21 protein-coding genes are annotated in these 26,232 nt (G+C 69.7%); 14 read left to right on the forward strand and 7 right to left on the reverse strand.

What is annotated here, in order from left to right:
- Together FHT26_RS29450 and FHT26_RS00760 are read left to right on the forward strand one after the other, a co-directional pair.
- Positions 1-246 (forward strand): hypothetical protein (locus tag FHT26_RS29450; RefSeq protein WP_210427195.1); only part of this gene is annotated, 246 nt, incomplete at its 5' end.
- 117 nt (positions 247-363) lie between these two features.
- Complete coding sequence (locus FHT26_RS00760) at positions 364-1,500, forward strand: amino acid ABC transporter substrate-binding protein (protein ID WP_246867656.1); 1,137 nt, start codon at positions 364-366, stop codon at positions 1,498-1,500.
- A 12-nt stretch (positions 1,501-1,512) separates the two neighbouring features.
- On the opposite strand, the gene FHT26_RS00765 is transcribed toward FHT26_RS00760, so the two are convergent.
- Genes FHT26_RS00765 through FHT26_RS00775 form a run of 3 tightly spaced genes read right to left on the reverse strand, consistent with a single transcriptional unit; the run spans position 1,513 to position 4,588 of the window.
- On the reverse strand, positions 1,513-2,217 hold the full coding sequence (locus FHT26_RS00765) for a hypothetical protein (protein ID WP_168558296.1): 705 nt from the start codon (positions 2,215-2,217) through the stop codon (positions 1,513-1,515).
- Positions 2,214-3,263 (reverse strand): glycoside hydrolase family 26 protein, encoded by a 1,050-nt coding sequence (locus FHT26_RS00770; protein WP_168558297.1) that lies wholly within the window; start codon positions 3,261-3,263, stop codon positions 2,214-2,216. Before FHT26_RS00770 ends, FHT26_RS00765 begins: the two co-directional genes overlap by 4 nt.
- A complete protein-coding gene (locus FHT26_RS00775; RefSeq protein ID WP_168558298.1) occupies positions 3,260-4,588 on the reverse strand; it encodes a glycoside hydrolase family protein in 1,329 nt (442 codons plus the stop codon). The genes FHT26_RS00770 and FHT26_RS00775 overlap by 4 nt, the downstream gene beginning before the upstream one ends.
- Before the next feature lie 168 nt (positions 4,589-4,756).
- On the opposite strand from FHT26_RS00775, the gene FHT26_RS00780 reads away from it, so the two are divergent.
- From FHT26_RS00780 to FHT26_RS00800, 5 genes are all read left to right on the forward strand, one after another.
- Positions 4,757-5,779 carry a LacI family DNA-binding transcriptional regulator gene (locus tag FHT26_RS00780; protein ID WP_168558299.1) on the forward strand — a complete coding sequence of 341 codons (1,023 nt, stop codon included), beginning with the start codon at positions 4,757-4,759 and terminating at the stop codon, positions 5,777-5,779.
- Positions 5,780-5,926: 147 nt separating this feature from the next.
- The gene (locus tag FHT26_RS00785; protein ID WP_168558300.1) at positions 5,927-6,853 is read left to right on the forward strand and encodes an AraC family transcriptional regulator; all 927 of its coding nucleotides are present in this window, start codon (positions 5,927-5,929) and stop codon (positions 6,851-6,853) included.
- Positions 6,850-8,283: a glycoside hydrolase family 16 protein gene (locus tag FHT26_RS00790; RefSeq protein WP_168558301.1), complete on the forward strand. Its 1,434-nt coding sequence runs from the start codon at positions 6,850-6,852 to the stop codon at positions 8,281-8,283. Before FHT26_RS00785 ends, FHT26_RS00790 begins: the two co-directional genes overlap by 4 nt.
- Positions 8,284-8,542: 259 nt before the next feature.
- On the forward strand, positions 8,543-9,118 hold the full coding sequence (locus FHT26_RS00795; RefSeq protein ID WP_168558302.1) for a hypothetical protein: 576 nt from the start codon (positions 8,543-8,545) through the stop codon (positions 9,116-9,118).
- 32 nt (positions 9,119-9,150) lie between these two features.
- On the forward strand, positions 9,151-9,861 hold the full coding sequence (locus tag FHT26_RS00800; protein ID WP_168558303.1) for a family 16 glycosylhydrolase: 711 nt from the start codon (positions 9,151-9,153) through the stop codon (positions 9,859-9,861).
- A gap of 29 nt (positions 9,862-9,890) precedes the next feature.
- Here FHT26_RS00800 and FHT26_RS00805 read toward each other — a convergent pair whose 3' ends face one another.
- Both FHT26_RS00805 and FHT26_RS00810 read right to left on the reverse strand, forming a co-directional pair.
- Complete coding sequence (locus tag FHT26_RS00805) at positions 9,891-12,131, reverse strand: LamG-like jellyroll fold domain-containing protein (RefSeq protein ID WP_349238057.1); 2,241 nt, start codon at positions 12,129-12,131, stop codon at positions 9,891-9,893.
- 192 nt (positions 12,132-12,323) lie between these two features.
- A complete protein-coding gene (locus FHT26_RS00810) occupies positions 12,324-13,523 on the reverse strand; it encodes a hypothetical protein (RefSeq protein WP_168558304.1) in 1,200 nt (399 codons plus the stop codon).
- 143 nt (positions 13,524-13,666) lie between these two features.
- Here FHT26_RS00810 and FHT26_RS00815 point away from each other — a divergent pair, with 143 nt between their 5' ends.
- Positions 13,667-14,353 carry a hypothetical protein gene (locus FHT26_RS00815; RefSeq protein WP_168558305.1) on the forward strand — a complete coding sequence of 229 codons (687 nt, stop codon included), beginning with the start codon at positions 13,667-13,669 and terminating at the stop codon, positions 14,351-14,353.
- A 127-nt stretch (positions 14,354-14,480) separates the two neighbouring features.
- Here FHT26_RS00815 and FHT26_RS00820 read toward each other — a convergent pair whose 3' ends face one another.
- Positions 14,481-16,688, reverse strand: coding sequence for a copper-transporting P-type ATPase (locus tag FHT26_RS00820; protein WP_168558674.1), 2,208 nt, complete (start codon positions 16,686-16,688; stop codon positions 14,481-14,483).
- 75 nt (positions 16,689-16,763) lie between these two features.
- Positions 16,764-17,105 (reverse strand): hypothetical protein, encoded by a 342-nt coding sequence (locus FHT26_RS00825; protein ID WP_168558306.1) that lies wholly within the window; start codon positions 17,103-17,105, stop codon positions 16,764-16,766.
- A gap of 191 nt (positions 17,106-17,296) precedes the next feature.
- On the opposite strand from FHT26_RS00825, the gene FHT26_RS00830 reads away from it, so the two are divergent.
- The 6 genes from FHT26_RS00830 to FHT26_RS00855 all read left to right on the forward strand — a co-directional run bounded on the left by FHT26_RS00830 (position 17,297) and on the right by FHT26_RS00855 (position 26,159).
- The gene (locus tag FHT26_RS00830; RefSeq protein ID WP_168558307.1) at positions 17,297-17,680 is read left to right on the forward strand and encodes a hypothetical protein; all 384 of its coding nucleotides are present in this window, start codon (positions 17,297-17,299) and stop codon (positions 17,678-17,680) included.
- A gap of 78 nt (positions 17,681-17,758) precedes the next feature.
- Positions 17,759-19,018: a TolC family protein gene (locus tag FHT26_RS00835; RefSeq protein ID WP_168558308.1), complete on the forward strand. Its 1,260-nt coding sequence runs from the start codon at positions 17,759-17,761 to the stop codon at positions 19,016-19,018.
- Positions 19,015-20,310 carry an efflux RND transporter periplasmic adaptor subunit gene (locus FHT26_RS00840; RefSeq protein ID WP_168558309.1) on the forward strand — a complete coding sequence of 432 codons (1,296 nt, stop codon included), beginning with the start codon at positions 19,015-19,017 and terminating at the stop codon, positions 20,308-20,310. The genes FHT26_RS00835 and FHT26_RS00840 overlap by 4 nt, the downstream gene beginning before the upstream one ends.
- The gene (locus tag FHT26_RS00845; protein WP_168558310.1) at positions 20,307-23,441 is read left to right on the forward strand and encodes a CusA/CzcA family heavy metal efflux RND transporter; all 3,135 of its coding nucleotides are present in this window, start codon (positions 20,307-20,309) and stop codon (positions 23,439-23,441) included. The genes FHT26_RS00840 and FHT26_RS00845 overlap by 4 nt, the downstream gene beginning before the upstream one ends.
- A 119-nt stretch (positions 23,442-23,560) precedes the next feature.
- The gene (locus tag FHT26_RS00850; protein ID WP_168558311.1) at positions 23,561-24,244 is read left to right on the forward strand and encodes a response regulator; all 684 of its coding nucleotides are present in this window, start codon (positions 23,561-23,563) and stop codon (positions 24,242-24,244) included.
- A 136-nt stretch (positions 24,245-24,380) separates the two neighbouring features.
- Positions 24,381-26,159 carry a sensor histidine kinase gene (locus FHT26_RS00855; protein ID WP_168558312.1) on the forward strand — a complete coding sequence of 593 codons (1,779 nt, stop codon included), beginning with the start codon at positions 24,381-24,383 and terminating at the stop codon, positions 26,157-26,159.
- The last annotated feature ends 73 nt before the right edge of the window (positions 26,160-26,232 follow it).

Genomic DNA, 26,232 nt, shown 5'->3' on the forward strand with positions numbered 1-26,232 from the left:
GCGCAGGTGCAGGTGCAGGTGCAGGTGCAGGTGCAGGTGCAGGTGCAGGTGCAGGTGCAGGTGCAGGTGCAGGTGCAGGTGCAGGTGCAGGTGCAGGCGCGGGTGCAGGTGCAGGTGCCGACCCTACCGGCGCCGCAGCGGTGCCGGAATCATTGCCCCCTCCACACGCTGTCATCACCAGTGCGCACAGCAGTGCGCTTGTCGCAGTTGCGCGTCTGGGTCGTTGGCCTGGCATGTTCATCGTGAAGATCCTGTTGCGTCCAAGTGCGGCGCGCCCATCTCATTCGATGTGCTGCGCTCCCGATTTCCGGCGCGATTGTGTGAGTCGCGATGTGCGGAAAATTGACCAAACTTGCGGAAACGATGGATGCCCACGCAGGGCGTTGGCGCTGCGAGACGCAGTGCAACAGGATGCAATTTCAGCGCACCCGATTTACATCCAATCGGATGGGTGCCCCGGATGCGTCGGCCCGCTTGCCGATGCAGAAAGAGGAGGGCGGCGAGCCCGGTTCATCGAGATCATGGATCGATAGACAGTCGATCATTTTTTTGGTGGGCGCGACCGCCAGACTTCAGGTTTGTCGCGGAGTCCAGGTCATGTCTTCATTTCACCCTCGCGTGTTGCTGTGCTTGCTGCTTCTTGGTTCCGTCGGCGCCGCATGGCCACAGTCCCGCGGCGACACCCTGGCCAGGATCCGCGACAGCCGGACCATCACCATCGGCGTGCGCGAATCGGCCAGGCCCTTCTCGTTCCTGAACGCGCAGAAGCAACCCATCGGCTACTCGGTCGACTTGTGCATGAACGCCGTCGAGGAGATCAAGCGCGAGCTGAAGCTCGGCGAGCTCAAGGTGCAGTTCAAGGTCGTCAGCGGTGCGGAGCGCATTCCCAAGCTGCAGAGCGGTGAGATCGACCTCGAATGCGGCTCCACGACCAACACGCAGGCGCGCCAGCAGAAGGTCGATTTCAGCTACTCGTTCTTCGTGGCCTCGATGCGCGTGCTGACGCCCAGGAGCCTTCACGTCGAGTCCGTGAAGGACCTGAACGGCTTGCCCATCGCGCTGATCCAGGGCACCACCTCGGAGAAGCTGTTCAGGCAGTTGGCCGATGGAGAACTGCGTGCGAAGTTCCAGTCCTATACCAGCAATGCCGAGGCCTACCAGGCGCTGAAGGAAGGCCGGGCCCGGGCCTTCCCGCAGGACGACTCCTTGCTGCTCGGCCTGGCGTCCGCCGACAGGGCGCTCGATTCGCTCGAAGTGAGCCCGCTGGCGCTGTCGGTCGAACCCTATGCGGTGATGGTCCGAAAGGGCGACCAGGCCTTGCTGGCGGCGGTGGACCGCAGCTTGATGCGTCTCTACGCGAGCGGCGAGATCAACGCGCTGTACGACAAGTGGTTCATGACCGACACGCTGACGATCCGGATGAGCCGGCTGACGCGCGACGGTTTTGCACGCCCCAACAAGGAGGCTGGCGTCGCGGCGCTGCTCGGCTTCTCGCTCTGATTCCGATGCGGTTCAGCGGCCCAGCGTGAGGCGCCCCACCTGGAAGTCGACGTCGCGCTTGCCGCCGCCCACCTTGGCGTCGGCCACTTCCACGGCCGACAGCGCGCCCTGCGTGACCGCGACGGTTCGCGCATTGGCACCGCAGTACGACTCCGAGGCGAACCGGGCCAGCGGGATGCTGTACTCGCGCAGTTCCGGCGTGACCGGCTGCAGCACGACGGGGTAGCAGCCGGCATCGCGAATGGCCTTCTCGTCGCCGAGCACGCGGATGCGCAGCACGCCCGGCGTGCTGGCGGCCAGTTGCAGCGTCAAGGTCTTGTAGGCCGAGGCGTCCATCGGCTTGCCGCCGCGGCTCACGCCGACGGTGAAACCGACACCGGCCCAGGTGCTGCCCTTCTGCGGCCAGATGATCCCGGTCACGCGGGCGACCCCGTCGGCGGCCGCCAGCTTGCCGACCGAGGCATCGCCGGCCTTCTCGGCATACGCGAAGGCATCGGTTGCGCCTCCTTGATCGGTCCCGGTGCCGGCCTTCATGGTCGCGAGCACGAGGCGGTTGCCGTCGACCGCCGGCTCGGCGGCAGGGCTCGTCGGTGCGCGCGCGGCGTCGTTGCCCGCGATGGCGGCCGTCGGCGGGCGCGCCGTGGTGCAGCCCGCGGCAAGCACCGCGACGATCATGGTTGCGAGCGCTGCAGGGCCCGTGGCGCTTCTGGTGTTCATGCCGGTTTCCTCGTGGTGGTGATGGACAGCAGCGCGTTCCCGTTTCCGCGAATGGACGCGCGGCGAAGGCCCTGGATCGCGGCGAGCCAGCAATCGTTGCTGGAGGTCAGCGCCCAGCTGGTCTCCTTGATGATGTCGAACCAGGTGAAGGCGCGGACGTTGGGCAGCGTCTCGATGTCGCTGAACATGCGCTCGATCCATGCGACCTTGTCGCCGCCGATTTCCGAGCAGCCGAGTTCGGCCAGCACGATGGGCTTGGACGGTGCGATCTCGCGCGCCATCCCGACCGCGCGGCCGAAGACCTGGCTGAAGGGCGTCCAGTGCGACCAGCTCTGGCTGGTGCCGAAGTTGTAGCCGTCGATGCCGATCCAGTCGACGTACTCGTCGCCGGGGTAGGCGGCGCGCGGGTCGTTCCAGGACTCCGCGGGCGTGCTGTCGTTGTTGAAGCACCAGACCCAGCGGACCTTGTTCGCGCCGGCCGCGCGAAAGCGCTCGACGATGTGGCGGTGGGCCCGCGCAAAGAGCTGCGGCTGGCGGCCGTTCTTCACCAGGCACCAGGGGTACCAGTCGCCGTTGAATTCATGGCCCACGCGCAGCATGAAGGGGTGGTCGATGCGTGCCGCGCCCTGCGCCCACGCGTCGATGGTGGCATCCCACTTGCCTGCGACGATGTCGGCGAGCGCCACCGGGCTGTTGTCGAAGCCCCAGGGCTCCCAGGTCACTTGCGCCGCCACGCCGTGCTGCGCGAGGAACCGGATCTGCGATTCCGGAAAAGCCGCGCCGAAGCGGGTGAACCACATCGCGGCCGCCGGCTGGCGGCGCAGGTCGGCTTGCGCGTCGACCAGCAGGTCGGGCAGCGCGCTCTCGCGGAAGAGGCCGAAGAAGATGCCACGGCCGCTGTCCTCGTCGCGGTCGACGAGGACCGGCAGTGCCAGCGCATCGTCGAGCCCAGACGCCTTCTTCGGCGGACTGCCGCAGGCCGGCAGGCCCAGGCCGAGTGCCGAGGCGGCGAGCAGGCGGCGGCGCAGGCGTTGATCGGGCCTCATGGTGCCAGCTCCAGCCGGACGATCGCCATCGAGCGGGCGGGCAGGGTGATCGTGCGCCCCGCCTGCGCGGCGAGCGGCTGCAACGGCTTCTCGTCGTCCACGATGCCCGCGTCGAAGAAGCGTGCATCCTTCAGCGTCAACGCGGCCTGGCCGTCGATGCGCACCGGGCGGGCCTGCGTGCCGGTGTTGAACAGCACGAGTTGTAGCTGCGAACCTTTCTTCGTCGCATGGGCCCACAGCATCGGGTCGCTGCTGCTCGCTTCGACGAAGGTGCCATCCAGCTCGCCCAGGATGCCGAAGCCGTAGTAGGTCGGGCGCGGCACGCCCCCAGTGTCCAGCAGCCCGTGGAACCCGGTGCCCATGTAGGCGAAGTAGTGGGCCAGGCTCACCCCGTGCTGCGCCATGCGCAGGGCCGATTCGGCAGCCCACATCGCACCCACCTGGTCGGACAGGAAGCGCGGCCGGTCGGTGCGCCATGACAGGCTGTATTCCGTCACGCCGAACCGGATGCTCCTCTCGTGGCCGAGCGGGTTGCGCGAGCGGTCCTTCCACAGTGCGGAGAAGCGCGCGATCGAGCGGTCGACCTCGGCCACCGTCGCGAGCGCGGCTTCTTCGGTGCCGTCGCCTTCGGTGGGGTAGATGTGCCAGGTGAGCACGTCCACGACGTCGCCGCACAGCTCGACGAAGCGCTCGAGGAAGAGCGGGGCGCCGGGCTGGTCGCCGGAGACGGCGGGGCCGGCGATCAAGGCCTTCGGGTCCTCGCGGCGAATCGCCGCGGCCTGCGCACGGAAGACGTCGCAATAACGCCGGACCGTCCAGCTCGCGTCGCCGCGCACGGTGCTGAACAGATCGGGTTCGTTGCCGATCTCCCAGATCCTGACGTCCAGCCCGCGGGCGCGGGCCAGGCGCACCGCGCGGGCCGCGTCCTGCGGCGTGTTGGCGGCCGGGCGGTCCGGGCGCCCCTGGAACACGCGCGTCTGCACGAGCAACTCGCGTTCGCCCGCGACCTGCGACAGCAGCGACTTGAACGCGTCCAGCGTCGGCTCGTCCATGTCGTGGTCGTCGCCGACGTTGCCGCCGGGGAAGCGCAGTGCAGCGGCCGGGACCTTGGCGAGTTCATCGCGGAATTCCGTCACCGACATCCAGTTGCCGAAGTTGAAACCGGACAGCACCTGACGATTGACGGCCGGACCGGCGCGCGACGGGTCGATGCGCACCGTGGCGACCTGCGCGTTCGCCCAGGTCGCCACCGTGAGGGCAAAGACGCCGACGCAGCGCGCGGCCGAGCGGAAGGGGGTGGGGTGAGGGAGGGCTTTCGGCTTCATGGCCGGCACGATAGCGTTCCGTGCAAGCGCTTGCAATGCCAAGGCCTGACCGTTCTTGCGAATCGGCGGATGCAATCGGGAAACCCCGTGGTTTACCGGGCGTCATACCCCGACCCGCACGGCCTTTCCCTTTCCACGCGCTGGAAAGTCAAGCGCTATCATCGCGCCATGCCCATCGACAACACCAGCGTCACGCTCGAAGAGGTGGCGCGCCTGGCCGGGGTCTCCACGAGCACGGTGTCGCGCTACCTGAGCGGCACCCACGTCGTTGCCGAAGAGAAGGCGGCGGCCATCGAGAGCAGCATCAAGCGCCTGAACTACCGGCCCAACCTGGTCGCGCGCGGGCTCGCCAAGGGCCGCACGATGACCGTCGGCGTGCTGACGCAGGAGATCTCCAGCTCGTTCTTCAACGAGGCCATGCGCGGTGTCGAAGACGGGTTGGCCAGCCACCGCTACGAGGCCATCTTCGTGAGCGGCCACTGGAACAAGGTCGAGGAAGAGCAGCGGCTGATGTCGCTGATGGGCCGCCGGGTGGACGGCGTGATCCTGCTGGTCGGCGACCTGGACGACGAACTGCTGGACCACCATGCGCGCGGCGTGCCCACGGTCCTGCTCGGGCGGCTGTCGGCGTCGATGCGGGTGCATTCGCTGTGCTTCGACCACCATGCCGGCGCCAGCGAGGCGGTGCGCCACCTGCTCGAACTCGGCCACCGCCGCATCGCTTTCATCGCCGGCCCGCCGGGACGCCAGGACGCCGAAGAGCGCCTGCGCGGCTACCGCGACACCCTGGTCGCGGCCGGGCTCCCCTTCGACGAGCGGCTGGTGGCGCCGGGCGGCTACGTCGAGACCGGCGGCGTGACGGCGATGAACATGCTGCTCGATCGCGGCCTGCCGTTCAGCGCGGTCTTCGCCGCCAACGACGACTCCGCCTACGGCGCGATGCTCGCGCTGTACCGGCGCGGGGTGCGCGTGCCCGACGACATGTCCATCGTGGGCTACGACGACCTGGCCCATTCGTCCTTCTCGCTGCCGCCGTTGACCTCGGTGCGGCAGCCGCTGCGCGACCTCGGCCGGGAAGCCGCGGGGGCCGTCGTCGCGCTGATCGAGGGCCGCAAGCCGCCGCGCGCGTCGATGGCGAAGCTGGAATTGATCGTCCGCGAATCGACCAAGGCGGTTCCTGTCACAGGTTGACGCAGGGCGCCCTGTCCCGGTGCGCCTCGGCCGCGAAACCGCAAGATCGGTCAGGTCCGTTCAGGGTTCCCCCCTGGGCCGGCACCGGCAGACCGTTCATACACTGGCCATGCAAGCGCTTGCATGAACGTTGCCACGGACATGACCATGACCCACCCGACTTTCCACGGCATCGAGAGGCCCTGCGGCCCGAGCCTGCCCCCTGTTCGCCCGCGCGAGCAACCCTCGCTGCGCAGCCACCACCTGCGGCGCATGGAGCAGGTGCTGGACCATGTCGAGTCGCACCTGTCGAAGGACCTGAGCCTGGAGCGGCTGAGCGACTGCGCAGCGTTCTCGCCCTTTCACTTCCACCGGCTCTTCCTGGCCTGGAGCGGCGAGACGGCGAAGGAGTTCGTGCGGCGCCGCCGGCTCGAGATGGCGGCCGGCCGGCTGCGCCACTGCCCGAACGAGAAGGTCACGGCCGTTTCGCGCAGCTGCGGCTTCGCGTCGCCGGAAGCCTTCGCCCGGGCCTTCCGCGAGCACTTCGGCATGACGCCGTCGCGCTGGCGTTCGGGCGGGTGGAACGACTGGCGAGCGCCGGCCGACGACGGCCGGACCGCCACCCGCGGCCGTGTCGAGCTCAGGCACTTCGACGCCAAGGAATGCCTCTACATGCGCGAGCGCGGCGACTACGGCCACAGCTCGGAGATCCTGTACGCGCGCTTCGTGCCCTGGGTCGACAGCCTGGGCCTGTCGGACCGGCCGATGCTGTCCATCGGCCTCGACGACCCGGCCATCACCCGCGCGGCGCATTGCCGCATGGACGCCTGCGTCGAGCTGCCCGCGGGCTGGCAGGACCCCGGCCTGAGGGCCATGCGAAAGAGCCTGCCGGCGCACTGGGCGGCCTGCCTGCACTACGAAGGCCCGTCGAGCGAGATCGGGCGCGGCTGGAACACCTTGCTCACCGAATGGCTGCCGACCTCTCCGTTCGCGCTCGCGGAAGGACATTTCATCCAGCGCTGCGAACCCGGCTCGCCGCCGCCCGGTTCGCCGTTCGTGCGCTGCGAGCTGTGCATGCCGGTCAGCGCGCAATGAAGCGCGCACCGTGGTACCTGGCAGCGCTTGCCGCGGCATGGCTGTCCGCGCCGGCCCGGGGCGCCGATGCGCCGTCGGTGGTGTGGGCCGATTTCCGGACCGCTCCGGCCGGCCGCCCGCGCCCGCCGGTGAATCTTCTCCAGATCTCCGAGAAGCCCGGCGACGTCGCGGCCGATCCGCTCGGCGTCTTCGACGGCGGGGTGCGGGTGTCCGGCCGCCTGAGCCGTGCGCACGGCAGCACCTGGAGCACGCTGGGCGTGGACGTGGGAGCGGGTCGCGGCGGGGCGGCGATCGACCTCTCCGCGTTCCGCAACCTGCGCATCCGGCTCGTGTCGCCGGTCGAACAGGTGCTTCGCATCCGGATCAAGGGCACGGACACGAGGCTGCAGAACACCGGCTGCTACCCGGTGCTGCTGCAGAAGGTGCGGGGCACGATGGACATCGACATCCCGCTGGCGGTCTTCGAGCCCGAGCCCTATTGCGCCGGCAACGGCGCGAGCATCGCGCAGACGCTGCCGGCCGTCGCGAGCGTGGAGGTCACGGCCAACGAACCCTCGGAGGAGCCGGTGCGCTTCGAGGTGGGGCGCATCGAGTTCTCGAATGCCGCGAGCGAGGCGGCACCCGTTCCCCGCGAGACGCGGGACGCCGCATGGCGGCTCGCCTGGGCCGACGAGTTCGATGCGGCGGCCACGGGGCGGGTCGACGAGAAACGCTGGCGCGTGCACAAGGCGCCCGGCGGAGCAGGACCGCAGCTCGACGGCAACGGCCGCTTGCTGCTGCCGCCCGCGAGCAGCCTTCACGTGCGTCCGACGGGCGCGATGGTCTACGGCCGCATCGAGTTGCGCGCGAAGCTGCCGGCCGGCAACGCACGCGTCTCGCTGCAAGGGGCACCGCTGGCATCGCTCGACTGGCTGGAAGCCGGCGAGATCACGTTGATCGAGAAGGAGGGGGCCGACCTCGGTCTCGGCCTGAATGCGCCGGGCATCAGCGACGAGCCGGCGTTCCATGCGTCGGTGGAATTGACGCCTTCGGATGACGGCTTCCACCGCTTCTCGCTCGAATGGGACCCGGTGAAGATCCGCTGGGCCGTCGACGACGTGGCGGTGAAAGCGGTGCTGCGCGCCGACGTGCCGCCCGGCGCGCGGGATGTCTTCGAGCAATGGCCCTTCCTGCTGAACCTGGAGGTCGGACCGGGCGCCGAGCCGATGCTCGTCGACCATGTCCGCATCTACCAGAAGGACGAGCTTGCAGCCGTGTCGCGCGCGCGGGTGGCGGCCTGGAAGACGGCGTACGACTCGTTGAATGTCGCGGCGCCGGTCGCCCGTCCGGTGGCGAGGCCGACGCCGCCTCGCGCGGCCGCCGAGCCGGCCGCACGCACGCGCGTCGTCACCTGCGAGCGCAACAAGTTCGGCTTGATGATGTGCTACTGAACGCCGGGCGTTGAGCGCAAGAACGGCACGGTCAAACGCAAACGCACGACGGCGCTGCAGGCAGCGTGAGAACACCATCCACGTGTCACTTCAGGAGACACCAGTGGATCAGATGTTTCGGCGTTCAGTTCGGCATTCATGCACCGCCTTGACCGCGCTCTTCGGCGCGGTGGCGCTCACGGCTTGCGGCGGAGGAGGGACCAGCGTCCCCACGTCGGCGGCCCCCACACCGGCTGCCTCTGCGCCGCCGTCGGCACCCGTGCCGGCACCGCCCGCCGGTCCTTCGTCGGGCGACGTCGCGTTCGCAACCCCGTCGAGCGCGACCGACACCAGCGAGGCCGGCAAGATCGAGACCTACTTCTTCGCGGAGAAGAGCGGCGAGATCGTGGCCGGCGCGGTGACCCAGGCATCGGGCGAGGTGGACTTCAGCGCGTCGCTGTCGGGCAACCAGGCCTATGCCGGTACCGCGATCCGCGTCTACGCGCCCGGCAACACCGGCGCGGCACCGGTCAGCGCCTTCGATGCCTCGGGGTTCACCAAGCTGAAGATCCGGTTGAAGTCGTCGAGCGACGGCGTGCTGTCGATCAAGCTCCAACCGAGCCCGGTGGCCGGCGACGGCTGCACGGCGACGGCCCAGGCCATCGTCGACGCGACCCTGTCCGAACTCGTCATCGACCTGAACGACACGATGTTTGCGCTGCCGGACTACTGCAACGGCACCGGCTCGAAAGTCGGCACCGTCAAGGCCGGTCTCTTCGCGATCGACGTGATCAACGGCGCCACCACGACGGGCTCGCACAACCTGGGCGTGGGCACCGTGAAGCTCGCCCCCTGATCGCGCACGACAAGCACAACGAGGAGACAAGCATGATCAATTCCATCGTCAAGGGCGCCTTCGCCGCGGTGCTGGCCATGGGCCTGCACGTGGGCGCGCAGGCGACCAATTTCTTCGACGGGTTCGACGGCACGGGCGGCCCGAACGGATCGGTCTGGGAGACCGCCAACTGGGCCAACGGCGACATCTTCGGCTGCACCTTCGCGTTCAGCGAAGCATGGCTGACAGGGTGGGGCGGGCTGGACCTGAACGTCAACGGCAGCAACCGCAGCGCGGTGAAATGCGCCGAGGTGCGCACCTGGCAGAGTTTCCGGTACGGCAAGTTCGTGACCCGGCTGCAGCCCGGCACCATCCCCGGCGGCAACAGCTCGTTCTTTCTCTACACCGGCAATGCGGGCACCTCCAACCACTTCGAGATCGACCTCGAGTTCATCAAGGGCGGCACCGTGCTGCACACCAACGTGTGGACGGGCGGCCGGCAGAACTTCCAGCAGTTCGCCATCGCCACCGGCTGGCGGACCATCGGCTTCGAATGGCGGCCGACCTACGTGCGCTGGTTCCACGTCAACGATGCCGGCGCGGAGATGGAGTTCCGGCGGGTCAACACGGCGTTCTCGGCGCCGATGCGCCTGATGCTGAACCACTGGGTCGGCAACAACTCGTCGGGCGCCGTCGGCTTCGTCGGGACCTACAACGGCGGCGGCGGTCCGGCCTACTACGACTGGGTGAAGGTCTCGGACTGAGCGCAGGGCCCCGCACGGGGCCCTTTTCTTCACTGCGCCAGCGCAGCGATCTCCGCGGCGCTCAGCGCGCCGGCATGGACCCGGAAGTCCTGGATGCGGCCGTCGAACGACGGGTGCGCCCAGTTGCGCCCGAGGAAGGCCACCTGGTCGCCGACCTGGCGCGGCGACAGCAGGATGTCGCTGGAACTCGCGACCTCGATGCCGTCGACATACAGCCGCCCGGTGCTGCCCTGCAGCGTGACCGCCACGTGGACCCAGCGCCGTATCGCCATGAAGCCGGGTGCTTCCACGACCTGGCTGTCGTTGTGTCCCGCGCCATAGATCCCGAAACGCAGGCCCTGGCCGGCCTTCGGTGCGATGTACATGCTGGAGAAGCCGTCATGCCCGGCGAAGAACAGGCAGCTGTCCCAGCGCAGCGAATTCGCATACGCCCACAGCGACACGGTGAAGTCGTCCAGGCCGCTGAAGATCCCCGGCGGCAGCTGCAGGCCCGCCGCCTTGCCGTCGAACACCAGGGCCTTGTCGTTGCGGCGTCCCTCGCCCCAGGTCGCGCCGTCCAGCAGGCGGCCCTCGATGCTGGACTGGACGCCGGCGGGAGTCAGCAGCGAGCCGGTGGTGCCGGTGTTGCCGAGGCCGTTCAGCGGCAGGACCAGGCGCTTCTCGCCGCCCACCGCGGCCCGCACGGCACTGGAGCTGGCCCGGGTGCCGTCGCTGCCCACGGCGGTGACCTGGTAGAACCAGGTGCTCCTCGAAGGGGCGTCGGTGTGGGTGAGCAGTTCGCTTGCCGGGACCGTGGCCAGTTCGGTGAAGGGGCCTTCGGCACGGGCGCTCCGCTTCACCACATAGGAGCTCGCGCCGACGCTGCCCCACCATGACAGCACGGCCCGGCCGTCGCGCACCTGGACCGCGAGGCCGGACGGCGGCTTCATCGGCCCGGCATAGGCCGCGCGGCGGTGCGTCAGCGTCGGGAACACCATGTCGTCGCCATTGCCCGACCCGTAGTTCGGCTCGCACAGCGGCACCATGCGCGCGACGTTCGGGGCCGCCAGGCCCATGCGATTCACATAGTGGTTGAAGATCGGCTCCCAGGCGTTGCGGCCGTGCTGGAACGACTGGTTCACTTCCGTCCACAGGGAGGTGTGGGGTTGCGACGGGTTGTGTTCGCGGGCATAGGGCATCGGGTAGGTCTTGCCGCTCTCGTCCAGCAGGTTGGAGCGGGCCACGTACTCGGCCGCCGCGAGGAAACGGTTGTCGTGGAGCCCGTACAGGTCGTCGCCCTGGTTCCAGGCCATCTCCAGCAGGTCGCCGCCCAGCGACATGCCCAGCGTCGAATGCCCCTGGTCGCGGCCGCTCTCTTCCCACTGCCCGAGATGGCCCGGGTGCATGAAGTAGACGCCGTGCACGACGGAGCCGTTGCCGAACATCTGCAGCTTGCCGCGGTTGTTGCCCGCGTAGTAGTCGCAGGCCTGCCGGTACAGGTCGGGCTGGTCGCAGAACACGCCGATGGCCAGCGCACCGCAGAGCGACGACATGTCCCAGTTGGCGTGGGACCCGAGGCTCGGGTTTGCGAGGCGATCCCGGCAGATGCCGCCGAAGACCCGCAGCAGCATGTCCTGGAACCGCGCCAGGCTCGCCGGCGCCCAGCCGCTGTAGCCGCGCAGGATCTCGCCGGACTGCGCCCACTGGTGGCCCTGCATGCCGGCCAGCAGGATGAAGGTGTGGTCGTCATGGGCGGTCGATCCCTCGGGCACGGTCCCGATCATCTTCAACGTGTTCGCCCAGGCGTCCAGCGTCTCGACGGCCTTGTCCGCATAGCGCGTGTCGTCGGACAGCCGCCAGCGCAGTGCCAGGCACCATGCGCGCTGGATGTCGCGGTACATCGCCCACTTGGTGCCGTCGGCGCGATACACCGCCGCCTGCGGATTCGGTTTGGCGTCCAGGTGGGTGAGGCCGTCGGCGCACAGCTTGTTCCACCAGTCCGTCCACGGCTGCTGGCCGGCCTGGATGTGCGCGCGGATGCGCGTGAAGTCGTCTTCGGTGACCAGCAGGCCGGGATGGCGAAAGACGCCGCTCGCCGACGCCGGGGTGGCACCGGTCCCTGCGGCCGGTGCCGCCTGCGCCGACGGGTCGTCGTCTTCGGTGTCTGCATCGCATCCGGACAGCATCGGCAACATCGGCAACATCGGGAAGAGGCCCAGCCCGAAGGAGAACGCACGCCGTGCCGGATCGGGCAAGTCTTCGAGATTGTTGTCTTCCAATGTCCTGGTCACGTTCCGTTCCTTGTTCTGCCGTTCAGACGCGGCAATGTAGTGCCGGCAGGTCAGCCGAATCTTGATCGAGCCATGACGGCGACGCAGAGAGTGCACCGCGCCGGTCGCATTCCCTCATTCCTGCCGAATGAAGGTGTCGAGTGGTAAGCAAGCACAACGGATCGTTGCGGCGCAGACAGGGCACGCCATCGCTCAGCGGGGGAACGGCGCCGGATGGGTCAGGTAGGCCTGGAACAGGCGGGCGAACTGTCCGCCGTCGGTCGTGATGCTGGCGGAGGTGCTTCCACCGCCGCTGAACACGATCGCGAACACGCCGGCGGCGGTGTACTCGGTCGGGTGCGTGAGCATGTAGTGGACATGGTTGTCCCGGTAGTGGCCGGGCGTGCCGCCGGGGGTGGCCGACGGCACGCCCATCGGCGTCTGCCAGAACAGCATCGGCAGGTTGCCGAGCAGGCCCCGCACGCTGCTCCACGCGGCAAGGTCCTGGCGGAAGTTCGGCGTCGCGACATTGCTCTCGTCCCAGTAGAACGGTCCGCTGCCGCGACCTGCGCACTCGGGCACCGGCGATGCGACTTCGAAGCAGCCGGCGTCGCGATCGCTCGTCTGCGCCACGATGAAGTCGGCCTTGTCGGCACCGAGCTTCGCCATGAAGGTGCCGACCGTGGTGGCATCGCGCCCCCAGAAGGAGGGCGGGAAGCCGATCTTCGCGTTGGGCGCATAGGTGCGTCCGAGCGTCAACAGGCATCCTGCGAGACCGGCCGCGGTGTCCGGTTGGCTGGCGCATTCCGCCATCAGGCTCGCGCGGGCCGGCAGCTTCGTCGGGTCGGCGCCGGGCGCCGATGTCAGCACGTAGCCCCAGAAATCGGGTTCGAGGTTGACCAGCGTCGGTTGGCCGGTCGCGCCGATCTTCTGGTACATCAACTTGACCTGGGCCCAATAGGTGGCCATGAAGGTCGCATCGTTGATGCCGCTGATGTTGCCGTCGCCGTTGGAGGCCATCTGGTAGAGCGTGAACAGCGGCACCGCGCCGGCGGCCTTGACGTTCGCGGAGACATACGTGACGTAGGCCCCGTCGGGGCTGTTCCAGTGCGGCCACGAACCGGCTCCCACCCCGACCAGGTAGGTGTCGATGATGTCCGGGTGGATCTGCTGGCTCGTCATGTCGGCGATCGCATTGCCGGCGCCCAGGCCGCCCAGCAACCGTCCGGGCATGCCGAGCGCGGCGTTGATCGACGAGCCGGGCGCAGGTGCGGGCGCGGGTGCAGGAGCGGCGGGGGACCCGTTGGCGGTCGTCACGGCAGCGTCGCCCGAACTGCTCGATCCACCGCCGCACGCGGCCAGCACGGCGGCAAACAGGGTCGTGGCAAGAGGGGTGATGCGTGCGAAGTCCATGGTGCTGGAGTTTCGACAAGCGCCGGCGCGCAGTCTTGATCGACTTGTGACGACGCCCAGGTCTCGACGTCCACCGATGCGCCTGCGCAACAATCCAGCGTGTCTGCCCCCTGCCGAAGCCCGATGCCTCTTCCCACACCCCGATGCGCCCCGACGCCATGAGCGAGCGCCTCATCCCGTTGCCCGGCGGGTCGCCGCCGATCATTCGCTCGATCCCGCGACTCGGCTACATCTTCGACGTCCCGTCGGCACCGGAGCCGCAGCCCGCCGCGGCGGGCCTGCCGCGCGACGGCATCCCGTCGTTGATCATCGGCCCGCTGCGCAACCAGACCGGGCGGCCCGGCCTGCAGTGGGCGGGGCGCGGCCCGATCGCGTGCATCGCGCATGGCCTGTCGATCGACGGACGCCTCCATGTCCAGGACGCACAGTCGCTGGAGGCGTCCTGGCCCCAGGGGAACGCCCGGATGCTGCAGATGCTGCACGCTACCGGCGCGCGCCATGCCGTCGTCGGTTCCTTGAAGCTCGCAGGTGTCGCCCGTGGCCCGGACCGACGGGAGCCTGCACGACCGCTCGCCGGCGGCGCTCGGCCGGCGGCTGGCCGCCAGGCTGCTGCGGCAGCAGGCCGACTCCGCGCAGGCGCAGTCGCCGGCCCAAGCCGCCGACGAGGATGCGTGGATGACGCAGATGCTGGACCTCGCGTCGCGCGCGGCCGAAGAACACCGCCGCGGCGACGCGCTGCAGATCCTGGACGTGGTCCTCGACCACACCCGGACCACGACCTGGCGGTGGATCTCAAGGCGCACGTGGACGCCGGCCGCGTTCCTCCCTGAAGCGGCCCTGGCCGTGGCTTCAGGCTCGCCGGGAAGCGGCGCGAGGCGGCCTCACCTGTTCGAAAAGCCATTCGCGAAACGCCGCCCGGCGAGGAAGCGAAGCGCATTCGGCGCGGCATCGCGCCCCTCACTCCACCTGGACGGTGCGAAGCCGCAGCGCGTTGGCGATCACGCTGACGGACGACAGCGCCATGGCGGCTGCCGCGACGACCGGCGACAACAGCAGGCCGGAGAAGGGGTACAGGACGCCTGCCGCGAGCGGGATGCCGGCCACGTTGTAGGCGAAGCTCAGGAACAGGTTCTGGCGGATGTTGCGCATGGTCGCGCGCGACAGCGCGCGAGCGCGAACGATGCCCATGAGGTCGCCCTTGAGCAGCGTGATGCCGGCGCTCTCCATCGCCACGTCGGTGCCGGTGCCCATCGCGACCCCGACCGTCGCCTGCGCCAGGGCAGGGGCGTCGTTGACACCGTCGCCGGCCATGGCCACCACGCGACCCTCGGCCTGCAGGCGCTTCACGACGGCGGCCTTGTCTTGCGGCAGCACATCGGCCACCACGTCGTCGATGCCGAGCTGGCGGCCGACCGCCTGTGCGGTGGTCTTTCCGTCGCCGGTGAGCATCACGACGCGCACACCGGCGGCCTGGAGCGCCTGCAGCGCCTGCGGTGTCGTGGCCTTGATCGGGTCCGCAATCGCGACGAAGCCGGCGAGCTTCCCGCCGACGCCGACGAAGATGACCGTCGCGGCCTGTTGCCGCAGCCCATCGGCGTTCTTCTCCAGCGCAGAAGTGGCCATCGAATGTTCCGCCAGGAACTTCGCGCTGCCCGACACGACGGCCACGCCCGCCACCGTCCCGACCACGCCCTTGCCCACGGGCGAGTCGAAGTCCGTCACGGGCGACAGGGCCAGCCGGCGCTGCTGCGCATCCATCACGATGGCCATGGCCAGCGGATGCTCGCTGGCGCGCTCGACGCTCGCGAGCTTCTGCAGCACCTCGTCGGCCGTGAAACCGGGCGCCGGCTCGATGTGGACGACCTTCGGCCGGCCCTCCGTCAGCGTGCCCGTCTTGTCGACCACGAGCGTGTCGACTTTCTCCATCTTCTCGAGTGCCTCGGCGTCGCGGATCAGCACGCCGTGCTGCGCGCCCTTGCCGACACCGACCATGATGGACATCGGCGTGGCCAGGCCCAGCGCACAGGGACACGCGATGATGAGCACCGCCACCGCGGCGACGAGCGCATAGCTGAACGCCGGCGCAGGGCCCCAGGCCAGCCAGGCGACGAAGGTCAGCGCGGCGACGAGGATGACCGCCGGCACGAACCAGCCGGCGACCTGGTCCGCCATCCGCTGGATGGGCGCGCGGCTGCGCTGGGCCGCGGCCACCATGTGGACGATCTGCGACAGCAAGGTGTCGGCGCCGACCTTCTCGGCCCGCATCACGAAGCCGCCGGTCTGGTTCAGCGTCCCCGCGGTGACCTTGGCGCCGGCGGCCTTGGCCACCGGGATGGGCTCGCCGGTCACCATCGACTCGTCGACGTTGCCCTTGCCTTCGGTGAGTTCACCGTCGACCGGCACCTTCTCGCCGGGCCGCACGCGCAGCAGGTCGTCCACCTGGATCGCGTCGACCTGCACGGTCTCGTCATGGCCCTGCGCGTCGACCTTGACCGCCGTCTTCGGTGCCAGTCCGAGGAGCGCCTTGATGGCGCCGGAGGTCTTCTCGCGCGCCCGCAGTTCCAGCACCTGGCCGAGCAGCACCAGCACCGTGATGACGGCGGCAGCCTCGAAGTAGACCGCGACCGCACCGTCCTCGCCTCGCAATGCGGGCGGGAACCAGCCCGGTGCGAGCGTCGCAGCGATGCTGTAGAGCCACGCAGCCCCCGTACCGAGCGCGATCAGCGTGAACATGTTCAGGCTCCGGTGCGTCACCGAAGCCGCTGCGCGGGCGAAGAAGGGCCAACCGGCCCACAGCACCACCGGCGTTCCCAGCAGCAGCTGAACCCAGTTCGAGGCCCGCGGGGCAATGAAGTGGTGAATGTCGAAGAGATGGCCGCCCATCTCCAACGCGAAGACGGGCGCCGTCAGCACGGTGCCGATCCAGAACCTGCGCGTCATGTCGCGCAGTTCCGGGCTCTCGTCCTGGTCCGCTGTCGCGACGACCGGTTCGAGCGCCATGCCGCAGATCGGGCAGTTGCCAGGCCCCCGCTGTCGCACTTGAGGGTGCATCGGGCAGGTGTACTCGACCTGGCTGCGGTCACCCTCGGGCGCCGGGGTGGCCGCCGCAGGCCCGTGTGCGCAGTGGCTGCACGACTCGCCCGTCATCACCGTGCCATCCGGCATCGTGTGCGCGTGGTGGTTCGATCTGGATGGCTCCATGGACTCTCCCGCTGTTCTTCGCCGCCTGAACCGTCCCGACTACCTGCTCGCCGCAGACGCGGCAGGCATGGCACCCATCGTCGAGCCGTCCTTGCCGTGCATCCGGTCGTGCATGCCGCCGGGCTTGTGCATCTCGTCGTGCATCTGCTTCGTGTGGGCACCAGCCATGCCCATCCCCATGCCGCCGGAAGCGGCAGAAGCCGCAGGCGCAGCCGCCTTCGGCTTCGTTGCAACCGCCTTCCCCGACACCGGGGCGGAAGCGCCCTCGGGATGGTGGGCGGCGTGCTCCTGGCCCGACTGGGCCAGCGCGAAGGTCGTGGAAGCTGCCAGAACGGCCGCCGCCATCAACGTCAGAACAGTACGAACCTGGAAGACCTGCATCTCATGCTCCTTTCAATCGGTGAAGCGCACTTTGGGCCCTGATACCGTTGGAAGGTCAAGGGGGCGGCACCATCGCGCCTTGACCCAGCGCAACACACCTCGGTGGCGTGAACGGCGACGTGGCCTGTGTCAACCGCGCCGTGTCGGGCATGTCCCCCCGCTGAACAACGGTCGGTACACTCCGCATCCTCATGCTGCGCCTTCGCGTCCACCGCCTGGCCACCGCGTTCTTCGCGGTGCTGTCGCTGCTGTTTTCGCAGCTGGCGTTGGCGCAGTACGCCTGCCCCCAGGCGGCGGGCGTCGAGACGATGGCCGCGATGATGGCGTCGGGCACGCCGTGCGACGGCATGGACCCGCAGCAGCCGGTGCTGTGCCACCAGCACGCGACCGACCCGGGCAAGACCTTCGAGGCCGTGAAGCTGCCGACGGTCGCGCAGCCCGCCATCGCCCAGGTCCTCGAGCTGCCGTTCGTGCCCGAAGCCCACGTGGCCCGGGCCGTTCCTGCGGCCGCCACGTCCGAGGGCCAGCCGCCGCCGGACCCACTCTTCCTGTCCACGCTCAGACTTCGGGTCTGACCCGCTCCGCCGACTGACCGGTGCTGGTGCGTTGCGTCCGCACGCCAGCCGCCTTTTCCTTCGTCCTCGGAGCTTTCAATGTCAAGACACTTCCTGCGCGCCGCCGCCCTGGCTGCCGCCTTGCTGCCGGCCGCCTGGGCCGCCGCGGCGCCGCTGTCGCTGGAGCGGGCGGTCGACCTGGCGGTCGAACGGTCGCAGACGGCCCGCTCGGCGCGAGCCGGTGCGACCAGTGCCGCCGAGATGGCGCGCGCCGCCGGCCAGCGGCCCGATCCGATGCTCGCCTTCGGCGTCGACAACCTTCCGGCCACCGGTGGCAACCGGTTCAGCACCAACGCCGAGGACATGACGATGAAGCGCATCGGCCTCTCGCAGGAATGGGTCTCGGCCGACAAGCGCGCCGCCCGCGAAGGCGTGGCGACGGCCATGCATCGCCGCGAGGCGGCGATGGAACCCATCGCGGCCGCCGATGCCCGCCTGCAGACGGCCCTGGCCTACGTCGAGGCGTATTTCGCCGCGGAGGCCTGGAAGCTCGCGACGCTCGACGAGCAGCACGCTCGCGAGGCGCTGGAAGCCGGCAAGGGCCGTCTGGCGACCGTGTCGGGCAACAGCGCCGAGGTGCTGGCGCTGGCCGGCGCCCTCGGCTCCGCCGAGGACGAGTCGGCCGCGATGCAGCAGCAGCAGGCCACCGCCGCGACGAGCCTGCAACGCTGGATCGGCGTTTCGACCGACGAACTGGCCGAGCCGAGGCTGGCCGGGGCGCCGAACCAGGACGAGTTCGTCGGCGGCCACCCGCTGGTCATCGCCAGGCAGCGCGACATCGAGGTGGCGCGGCAGGACGCGGATGCCACGCGCCTGAATCGCAGGCCGACCTGGCGTTACGAGGTGTCGTACGGCCAGCGCGTGGGCCGGCCCGACCTGGTGTCCTTCGGCGTGAGCATCCCGCTTCCGGTCGCCCCGGCCGACCGCCAGGACCGGGAGACGGCCGCCAAGCTGGCGATGGTCGACAAGGCGGAGGCCGACCTGGCCGAGTCGCAGCGCGCCGCAGCCGCTGAGTACGCGGCGCTTGCCGGCGACGCGCGCCGGCTGCAGGAGCGCATCGACCGCTACCAGGGCGCCGTGCTGACCCCGCTCGGGCAGCGCACGCAGGCGACGCTGGCCGCCTACCGCTCGAACCAGGCCGGCCTCGCGATGGTCTTCGAGGCCCGGCATGCCGAGGTCGACGCGCAACGCAAGCTGCTGGGCCTCCAGCGCGACTGGGCCAAGGCCCGGGCGCAGCTCGTCTTCAAACCCGTTTCGCAACGAGCCGCGCAACGAGCCGCGCAAGGAGCCGCGCCATGAACCGCCTGCAACGCTCCGTGGTCGCCGTGGCGGGCGCCATCGCCCTCGGCGGTGTCGCGTTCTACCTCGGCCGCAGCACGGCCGGCCACGGCACGGTCGATTCCTCCGCGGCACCGGCCTCGTCGCCCGGCGAGCGCAAGGTGCTCTACTGGCACGACCCGATGGTCCCCGGCCAGCGCTTCGACAAGCCCGGCAAGTCGCCGTTCATGGACATGCAGCTGCAGCCGGTCTATGCCGACGAGGCGGGCGATGCCGCCGGTGTGATGGTCAGCCCGCAGGTCCGGCAGAACCTCGGCATCCGCACGGCGGCCGTGAAGAAGAGGGTGGTGAGCTCGTCGTTCGACGCGGTCGGCGCGGTGCAGTTCGACGAGCGCCTGAGCGTCGCGGTCCAGACCCGGACGGCCGGCTACCTCGAGCGGCTCGACGTGCGGGCCCCGATGGAGCGCGTCGCCAAGGGACAGGCGCTCGGGACGGTGTTTGCGCCCGAGTGGCTCGGCCCGCTCAACGACATCGCGGCCCTGAAGCGGGCCGGTGCCTCGGCCGAGCTGGTCGCGGCCGCGAAGGAGCGCACCCGGGCCATGTCCATCCCGGCGGAGCTGGTCCGGCAGGTCGAGGAGGGCGGTGCGCCGGACGCGCGCTACGTCCTCGTCGCGCCGGCCGGTGGCGTCATCGTCGAGCTCGGCGTGCGGCAAGGCGTTGCGGTGTCGCCCGGCATGACGCTCTTCCGGATCGCCGGCCTCGAGAAGGTCTGGGCGGTCGCCGAGGTGCCGGAAGCCCAGGCGGTGCGCCTGGTCCGCGGACAGAAGGTGACCGCAGCCTTGCAGGCCGACCCGGGCCGGACATTCACCGGCATGCTGCAGGAAATCCTGCCGCAGGTGAACGCGGCCACGCGCACACTGCAGGCCCGGTTCGAAGTCGACAACCAGGGCGGCAAGCTCGTGCCGGGCATGCTGCTCCGGCTGCAGGTGGCCGGCACCGCGTCGTCCCGCCTGGTCGTGCCGGCCGAGGCGGTCATCCGGACCGGCACGCGGGCGGTGGCCATCCTCCGCCAGGCGTCGGGTGCCTTCGAGCCTCGCGAGGTCAAGCTGGGCGCGGACCTGGGCGACCAGTTGGAGGTCATCGACGGGCTGGCAGAGGGCGACCAGGTGGTGGCGAGCGGCCAGTTCCTGGTGGACTCCGAGGCCCGGCTTCGCTCGGTGCTGGGCAGCCTGTCTGCCGCGAGCGAGCCGGCGCAGGGCAGGGGCGACGGACACGAGCCCGCGCCGGTTCACCCGACAGGAGGTGCCCGGTGATTGCCGCCCTCATCCGCGGGTCGGTGGCCAACCGGTTCCTGGTGCTCGTCGCGACGGCGTTCGTCGTCGCGGCGGCATGGTTCTCGGTGGCCCACACGCCCGTCGACGCGCTGCCGGACCTGTCGGACACGCAGGTCATCGTCCGAACGACCTACGCCGGCAAGCCGCCGCAGGTCGTCGAGGACCTGGTCACGTACCCGCTGACGACCACGATGCTCAGCGTGCCGGGCGCGAAGACGGTGCGCGGCTACTCGTTCTTCGGCGACTCGTTCGTCTACATCCTGTTCGACGACAAGACCGACCCGTACTGGGCGCGCTCCCGCGTCGTCGAGTACCTGAACCAGGCGCAGGGCAGGCTGCCGGCGGGCGCGACCGCGGCCCTGGGCCCCGATGCCACCGGCGTCGGCTGGGTCTACGAGTACGCGCTGGTCGACCGGACGGGCCGGACCGACATCGCGCAGCTCCGTGCGCTGAACGACTGGTTCCTGAAGTTCGAGCTGAAGACGGTGCAGGACGTCGCGGAGGTGGCGAGCATCGGCGGCATGGTGCGCCAGTACCAGGTGGTGCTCGACCCCGACCGCATGCGGCAGCTGGGCATCACGCAAGGCATGGTCATCGAGGCGCTGCGCAAGGCCAACCAGTCCTCCGGCGGTTCGGTGGTCGAGCTGGCCGAGGCCGAGTACATGGTCCGCTCGCGCGGCTTCCTGACGTCGCTGGACGACTTCCGCGACATTCCCGTGTCGGTCTCGGGCGCCACGCCGGTCCTGCTGAACGACGTCGCATTCGTCCAGGTCGGCCCGGAGATGCGTCGCGGCATCGCGGAGCTGGATGGGCAGGGCGAAGTCGCCGGCGGCGTGGTGGTGATGCGCTCCGGCAAGAACGCCCGGGCCACCATCGAAGGCGTCAAGGCGAAGCTCGGGCAGCTCAAGCCCGGCCTGCCGCCCGGCGTCGAGGTGGTGGACACCTACGATCGCTCCAGGCTCATCGACCGCTCCATCGACAACCTCACGCTCAAGCTCGCCGAGGAGTTCATCGCGGTCGCCGTGGTCTGCGCCGTCTTCCTGTTCCACCTGCGCTCGGCGCTGGTGGCGGTCGTCTCGCTTCCCATCGCGGTGGGCATCGCGTTCATCGCGATGCGCTGGCAAGGCCTGAACGCCAACATCCTCAGCCTCGCCGGCATTGCACTGGCGTGCGGCGCCGCGCTCGACGGCGTGGTCGTGCTGCTGGAGGCGGCGCACAAGCACATCGAAGCCTTCGAGCACCGGCAGGGTCGACAGCCGACCGCTGCGCAGCGCTGGGGCCTGGTGACCGATGCCTCGGTGGAAGTCGGTCCGGCGCTGTTCTTCTCGCTGCTGGTCATCACGCTGTCGTTCCTGCCGGTGTTCACGCTCGAAGCACAGGAAGGACGGCTGTTCTCGCCGCTGGCCTTCACGAAGACCTACACGATGGCCGCGGCGGCTGCCCTGTCGGTGACGCTGGTGCCGGTGCTGATGGGCCTGTTGGTGCGCGGGCGCATCCCGCGCGAAACCGCCAACCCGCTCAATCGCTTCCTGATGCGCCTCTACCGGCCGGCGCTCGAAGCCGTGCTGCGCTATCCGAAGGCGACGCTGGCCATCGCGGGTGCGGTGCTCGCGCTGACGGTCGTCCCGCTCACCCGCGTCGGCGGCGAATTCATGCCGCCGCTGGACGAGGGCGACCTGCTGTACATGCCGTCCGCGCTCCCCGGGCTGTCGGCGTCCAAGGCCACCGAGCTGCTGCAGCAGACCGACCGCCTCATCAAGACGGTGCCCGAGGTCGAACGCGTCTTCGGCAAGGCCGGCCGCGCCGACAGCGCCACCGACCCGGCGCCGCTGGAGATGTTCGAGACCACCATCCAGTTCAAGCCGCGCGAGCAGTGGCGCCCCGGCATGACGCCGGACCGGCTGGTGGAGGAACTCGACCGCGCGGTGAAGGTCCCCGGCCTGTCGAACCTCTGGGTTCCGCCCATCCGCAACCGCATCGACATGCTGGCCACGGGCATCAAGAGTCCCGTCGGCATCAAGGTGGCCGGCCCCGACCTGGCCACCATCGACCAGCTGGCGACGCACATCGAATCCGTGGTCAAGGGGGTGCCGGGCGTGTCCTCTGCATTGGCCGAGCGCCTGACCGGCGGGCGATACATCGACGTCGACGTCGACCGTGCCGCTGCAGCGCGTCACGGGATGTCGGTGGCCGACGTGCAGGCCATCGTGGCGACCGCGATCGGGGGCGAGAACGTCGGCGAGGTGGTCAGCGGGCGAGAGCGCTTCCCCATCAACGTCCGCTATCCGCGGGAGATCCGCGACTCGCTGGAGCGCTTGCGCACGCTGCCGTTCGTGACCGAGAAAGGTGCCCGGCTGCTGCTGCAGGACGTCGCCCGGGTCGGCCTCGAGGAGGGCCCGCCGATGCTGCGCAGCGAGAACGCCCGGCTCTCCGGCTGGGTCTACGTGGACGTTCGAGGCCGCGACTTGCGGTCCGTCGTGCACGACATGCAGGCGGCCGTGGCGAAGGCGGGTGCGATGCCGGCCGGCTACGCGCTGTCCTGGTCCGGGCAGTTCGAGTACCTGGAGCGGGCAACCGAACGGATGAAGCTGGTCGTGCCCGCGACGCTGGCGGTCATCTTCGTGCTGCTGTACCTGCTGTTCCGCAACGCGACGGACGCGGCGCTGGTCATGGCGGCGGTGCCGTTCTCGCTGGTCGGAGGCTTCTGGCTGGTCTGGCTGCTCGGGCACTCGGTGTCGGTCGCGACGGCGGTGGGCTTCATCGCGCTGGCGGGCGTCGCGGCCGAGTTCGGCGTCGTGATGCTGGTCTACCTCGAGAACGCGCTGAAGCGGCGCCTGGCGGCCGGCGAACCCGACAACGAGGAGACCCTGCTGGCCGCCATCCGCGAAGGCGCCGTGCTGCGGGTGCGGCCGAAGGCGATGACCGTGGCCATCGTGCTGGCCGGCCTCGTCCCGATGATGTGGGGGCACGGCACGGGGTCGGACATCATGGCCCGGATCGCTGCGCCGATGGTCGGCGGCATGGTGACCGCGCCGCTGCTGTCGATGCTGGTGGTGCCCGCGGCCTGGTACCTGCTGCACCGACGGCGGCATCGCGTCGCTGCCGCCTGACGGGAACCAGGGTCGAACGGTCCGGCCTCCCATGAATATGTGAGTCCGCAGGCCCGGCCTGTCGTCTGGGCGCGTCCGCGCCTTAAGCTCCGGCCCTTGAACCAGTCGAAGGTCTAGCCATGGCAACACTCAGTTGGCGGGTCGCGTTGCTTGAAGACGACGCGGAAATCCGCGGCTACTTCAAGGAATGCATCGCCGGCCACCCCTCGCTGCAGCTGGTGGCGTCATTCGGATTGCTCGCGCATGCGCGCAGCTGGTTCGACTCGCACACCGCCGACGTGCTCCTGACCGACCTGGGCCTGCCGGACGGAAACGGCATTGACCTGTTGCGCCACCTGGCGACCACGCAGCCGGCTTGCGAAGTGATCGTGGTGTCGGTGTTCGGCGACGAGGACACGGTGCTGTCCTGCGTCGAGGCCGGCGCGGTGGGCTACATCCACAAGGACGCCACGCCGGCCGATGTGGCGCAGACCATCCTGGACGTCAAGGGCGGCGCCTCGCCGATCTCGCCGATGATCGCCCGCAAGGTGCTCGACCGGGTGCGCCAGACGGCCGCGCCGCGTGCCCAGGCACCCGATGCCCTGAATGCCGACCTGCTGTCCCCGCGCGAGGCCGAGGTGCTGGAGCTGATCGCCCGCGGCCTGTCGTACGCCGAGATCGCGCAGCTGAAGGGGGTGACGATGCACACCGTGCAGACGCACATCAAGAACCTGTACGGCAAACTGGCCGTTCATTCGCGCAGCGAGGCCGTCTTCGAGGCCGGTCGCATGGGCTTGCTGAGCAGTCTGAAATCCCGGGACTGAGCCGGTGCTGCCAGGTCGGGTCCTTCGGTGCCTGGTGGCGTTGGCACTGTGCGTCGCGGCGGGCTCGACAGCGCGGCCTGCGGGCAGCACGGCCACCGAGCCTGGTTCGGCACCGGTTCTTGCGCTCGGCGGCGGCATGTCGCCCGTGCAGATCACGCGCGTCGATGCGCTGGCCAGCGCCTCGCGCACGCCACCCGGCGGCGATGCGCCCTGGGCCGCTGCCAGCCTGCCCGATGCGTGGGCGCAGTCGCGCCCGGCTTCAGCAGGCACCGTCTGGTATCGCTTCAACGTGCGTTTTTCGGGCCCGCCGGACGGGCCTTGGGCCTTGATGCTGCCAGGCGTCAGCATGAACGCCGACATCTGGGTCAACGGGGTCCTGACGGGGCGGTCCGGACGCATGGACGCAGGGCTCACGCGGCACTGGAATACGCCCTTGCTGTTTCCGATTCCAGACCGTGCCTGGGCCGCGGGCGACAACGTGGTTCACGTCCGTGTGCGGGCAGCCGCCGAGCACCGCGCCGGCCTGGCGCCGATGCTGATCGGGAGCGTCGACGCGATGGCGCAGCGACATGGCGAACGGGTGTTCTGGCAGAACACGCTGGTCAGCGCCGCGAATGCGTTCGTGATCGCGCTGGGCTTGTTCGTCCTGTTCGTGTGGCTGCGCAAGCGCGAGTTGACCTACTACGGCTACTTCGCGGTCGGCACCATTCTCTGGGGCCTCAGCAATGTCGACATGACGATGCAGGACCCGCCGATGCCCGACGCGGCCTGGCAAGGCTTGATCGTCGTGACGAGGCTGTGGTCGGTGGTGCTGATCAACCTGTTCTGCCTGCGCTTTGCCGGGCGGCGCCTGCCGCGGCTCGAAGCAGCCGCATTTTTGTTCTCGCTGCTCGCTGCGCTCGTCGTGGCCGTCGCGCCTGCACAGGGCCAGGGCGTCAACCCCGTCCATGCGCTGTTGATGGTGCCCGTGCTGGGCACCGGCGGCTGGGTGCTGGTGCTGACGCTGCGCAGCCTGGCGACGGACCCGCAGCGCGACGGTCTCCTGCTCGTGCTGGTGGTGGTGGTCACCTGGCTGGCCGGAGTGCACGACATGTTGGTCGCCGCCGGGCAGTTGCCGTTCGGGCACATCCATGCGCTGCCTTACGTCGCGCCCGTGCTGGTGTCGGCACTGGGCTGGATGATCGCCGGCGAATACAGCCGGGCTCACCGCGCGGTCAACGCGCTGAACGGCGACCTGACCGCACTCGTGCACGCACACGAGGCCCAGTTGCATGAATCGCTGGACAGGCTGGCGCGCAGCGACCGCACGCTGGCCGTGGCCGCCGAACGCGCGCGCATCCTGCGCGACATGCACGACGGCGTCGGCTCGCTGCTGACCAGTGCCGTGCGCCAGCTCGAAGGCGGGCGCATCTCCACCAGCCACGTGCTGGAATCGCTGCGCGAGTCGATGAGCCAGCTGAAGTTGTCCATCGACGCCATCAACCTGCCGGTGGGCGATGTCAATGCCTTGCTGGCCAGCCTGCGCTACCGGCTCCAGGCGCGCATCGAGGCTTCCGGCGTCGAGCTGCACTGGGATGTGGGGCCGCTGCCGCTCTGGCCGACGGGCACCCACGACGCGATGCGCCACCTGCAGTTCCTGTTGCTCGAAGCATTGTCCAACGTGCTGCAGCATTCCCAGGCCACGGCAGTGACGCTGGCCGCTCGAAGCGTGGCCGCGGGCATCGAGGTGAGCCTCAGCGACAACGGCCTGGGCACGTCCGGCGACGAAGGCAACGGCCTGCGCTCGATGCGCGAGCGCGCCGCGGCGCTGTCGGCCCGACTGAGCGTCGTGATGCGCGATCGCGGCACACGCGTCGAGATCCTGTTGCCGGTGCCGCCGCCCGCGCAGGCGGCTTCGACGCCCTCGCACCCCTGAGCAGTGCGGCCTGCGCATCGCTTCCCATGTTCATGGGAAGCGCGTGCCGCAACGACTCCCTAGCATCGGGCCG

Source organism: Rhizobacter sp. SG703 (assembly GCF_012275445.1).
Classification (GTDB): domain Bacteria; phylum Pseudomonadota; class Gammaproteobacteria; order Burkholderiales; family Burkholderiaceae_C; genus Rhizobacter.

Bases quoted from the DNA above. Each gene is read 5' to 3' on its own strand.
- FHT26_RS00760 (WP_246867656.1), top strand. From the start codon at position 364: ATGGATGCCCACGCAGGGCGTTGGCGCTGCGAGACGCAGTGCAACAGG.
- FHT26_RS00765 (WP_168558296.1), bottom strand. From the start codon at position 2,217: ATGAACACCAGAAGCGCCACGGGCCCTGCAGCGCTCGCAACCATGATC.
- FHT26_RS00770 (WP_168558297.1), bottom strand. From the start codon at position 3,263: ATGAGGCCCGATCAACGCCTGCGCCGCCGCCTGCTCGCCGCCTCGGCA.
- FHT26_RS00775 (WP_168558298.1), bottom strand. From the start codon at position 4,588: ATGAAGCCGAAAGCCCTCCCTCACCCCACCCCCTTCCGCTCGGCCGCG.
- FHT26_RS00780 (WP_168558299.1), top strand. From the start codon at position 4,757: ATGCCCATCGACAACACCAGCGTCACGCTCGAAGAGGTGGCGCGCCTG.
- FHT26_RS00785 (WP_168558300.1), top strand. From the start codon at position 5,927: ATGACCCACCCGACTTTCCACGGCATCGAGAGGCCCTGCGGCCCGAGC.
- FHT26_RS00790 (WP_168558301.1), top strand. From the start codon at position 6,850: ATGAAGCGCGCACCGTGGTACCTGGCAGCGCTTGCCGCGGCATGGCTG.
- FHT26_RS00800 (WP_168558303.1), top strand. From the start codon at position 9,151: ATGATCAATTCCATCGTCAAGGGCGCCTTCGCCGCGGTGCTGGCCATG.
- FHT26_RS00810 (WP_168558304.1), bottom strand. From the start codon at position 13,523: ATGGACTTCGCACGCATCACCCCTCTTGCCACGACCCTGTTTGCCGCC.
- FHT26_RS00815 (WP_168558305.1), top strand. From the start codon at position 13,667: ATGCGCCCCGACGCCATGAGCGAGCGCCTCATCCCGTTGCCCGGCGGG.
- FHT26_RS00820 (WP_168558674.1), bottom strand. From the start codon at position 16,688: ATGCCGGATGGCACGGTGATGACGGGCGAGTCGTGCAGCCACTGCGCA.
- FHT26_RS00825 (WP_168558306.1), bottom strand. From the start codon at position 17,105: ATGCAGGTCTTCCAGGTTCGTACTGTTCTGACGTTGATGGCGGCGGCC.
- FHT26_RS00830 (WP_168558307.1), top strand. From the start codon at position 17,297: ATGCTGCGCCTTCGCGTCCACCGCCTGGCCACCGCGTTCTTCGCGGTG.
- FHT26_RS00835 (WP_168558308.1), top strand. From the start codon at position 17,759: ATGTCAAGACACTTCCTGCGCGCCGCCGCCCTGGCTGCCGCCTTGCTG.
- FHT26_RS00840 (WP_168558309.1), top strand. From the start codon at position 19,015: ATGAACCGCCTGCAACGCTCCGTGGTCGCCGTGGCGGGCGCCATCGCC.
- FHT26_RS00850 (WP_168558311.1), top strand. From the start codon at position 23,561: ATGGCAACACTCAGTTGGCGGGTCGCGTTGCTTGAAGACGACGCGGAA.
- FHT26_RS00855 (WP_168558312.1), top strand. From the start codon at position 24,381: ATGTCGCCCGTGCAGATCACGCGCGTCGATGCGCTGGCCAGCGCCTCG.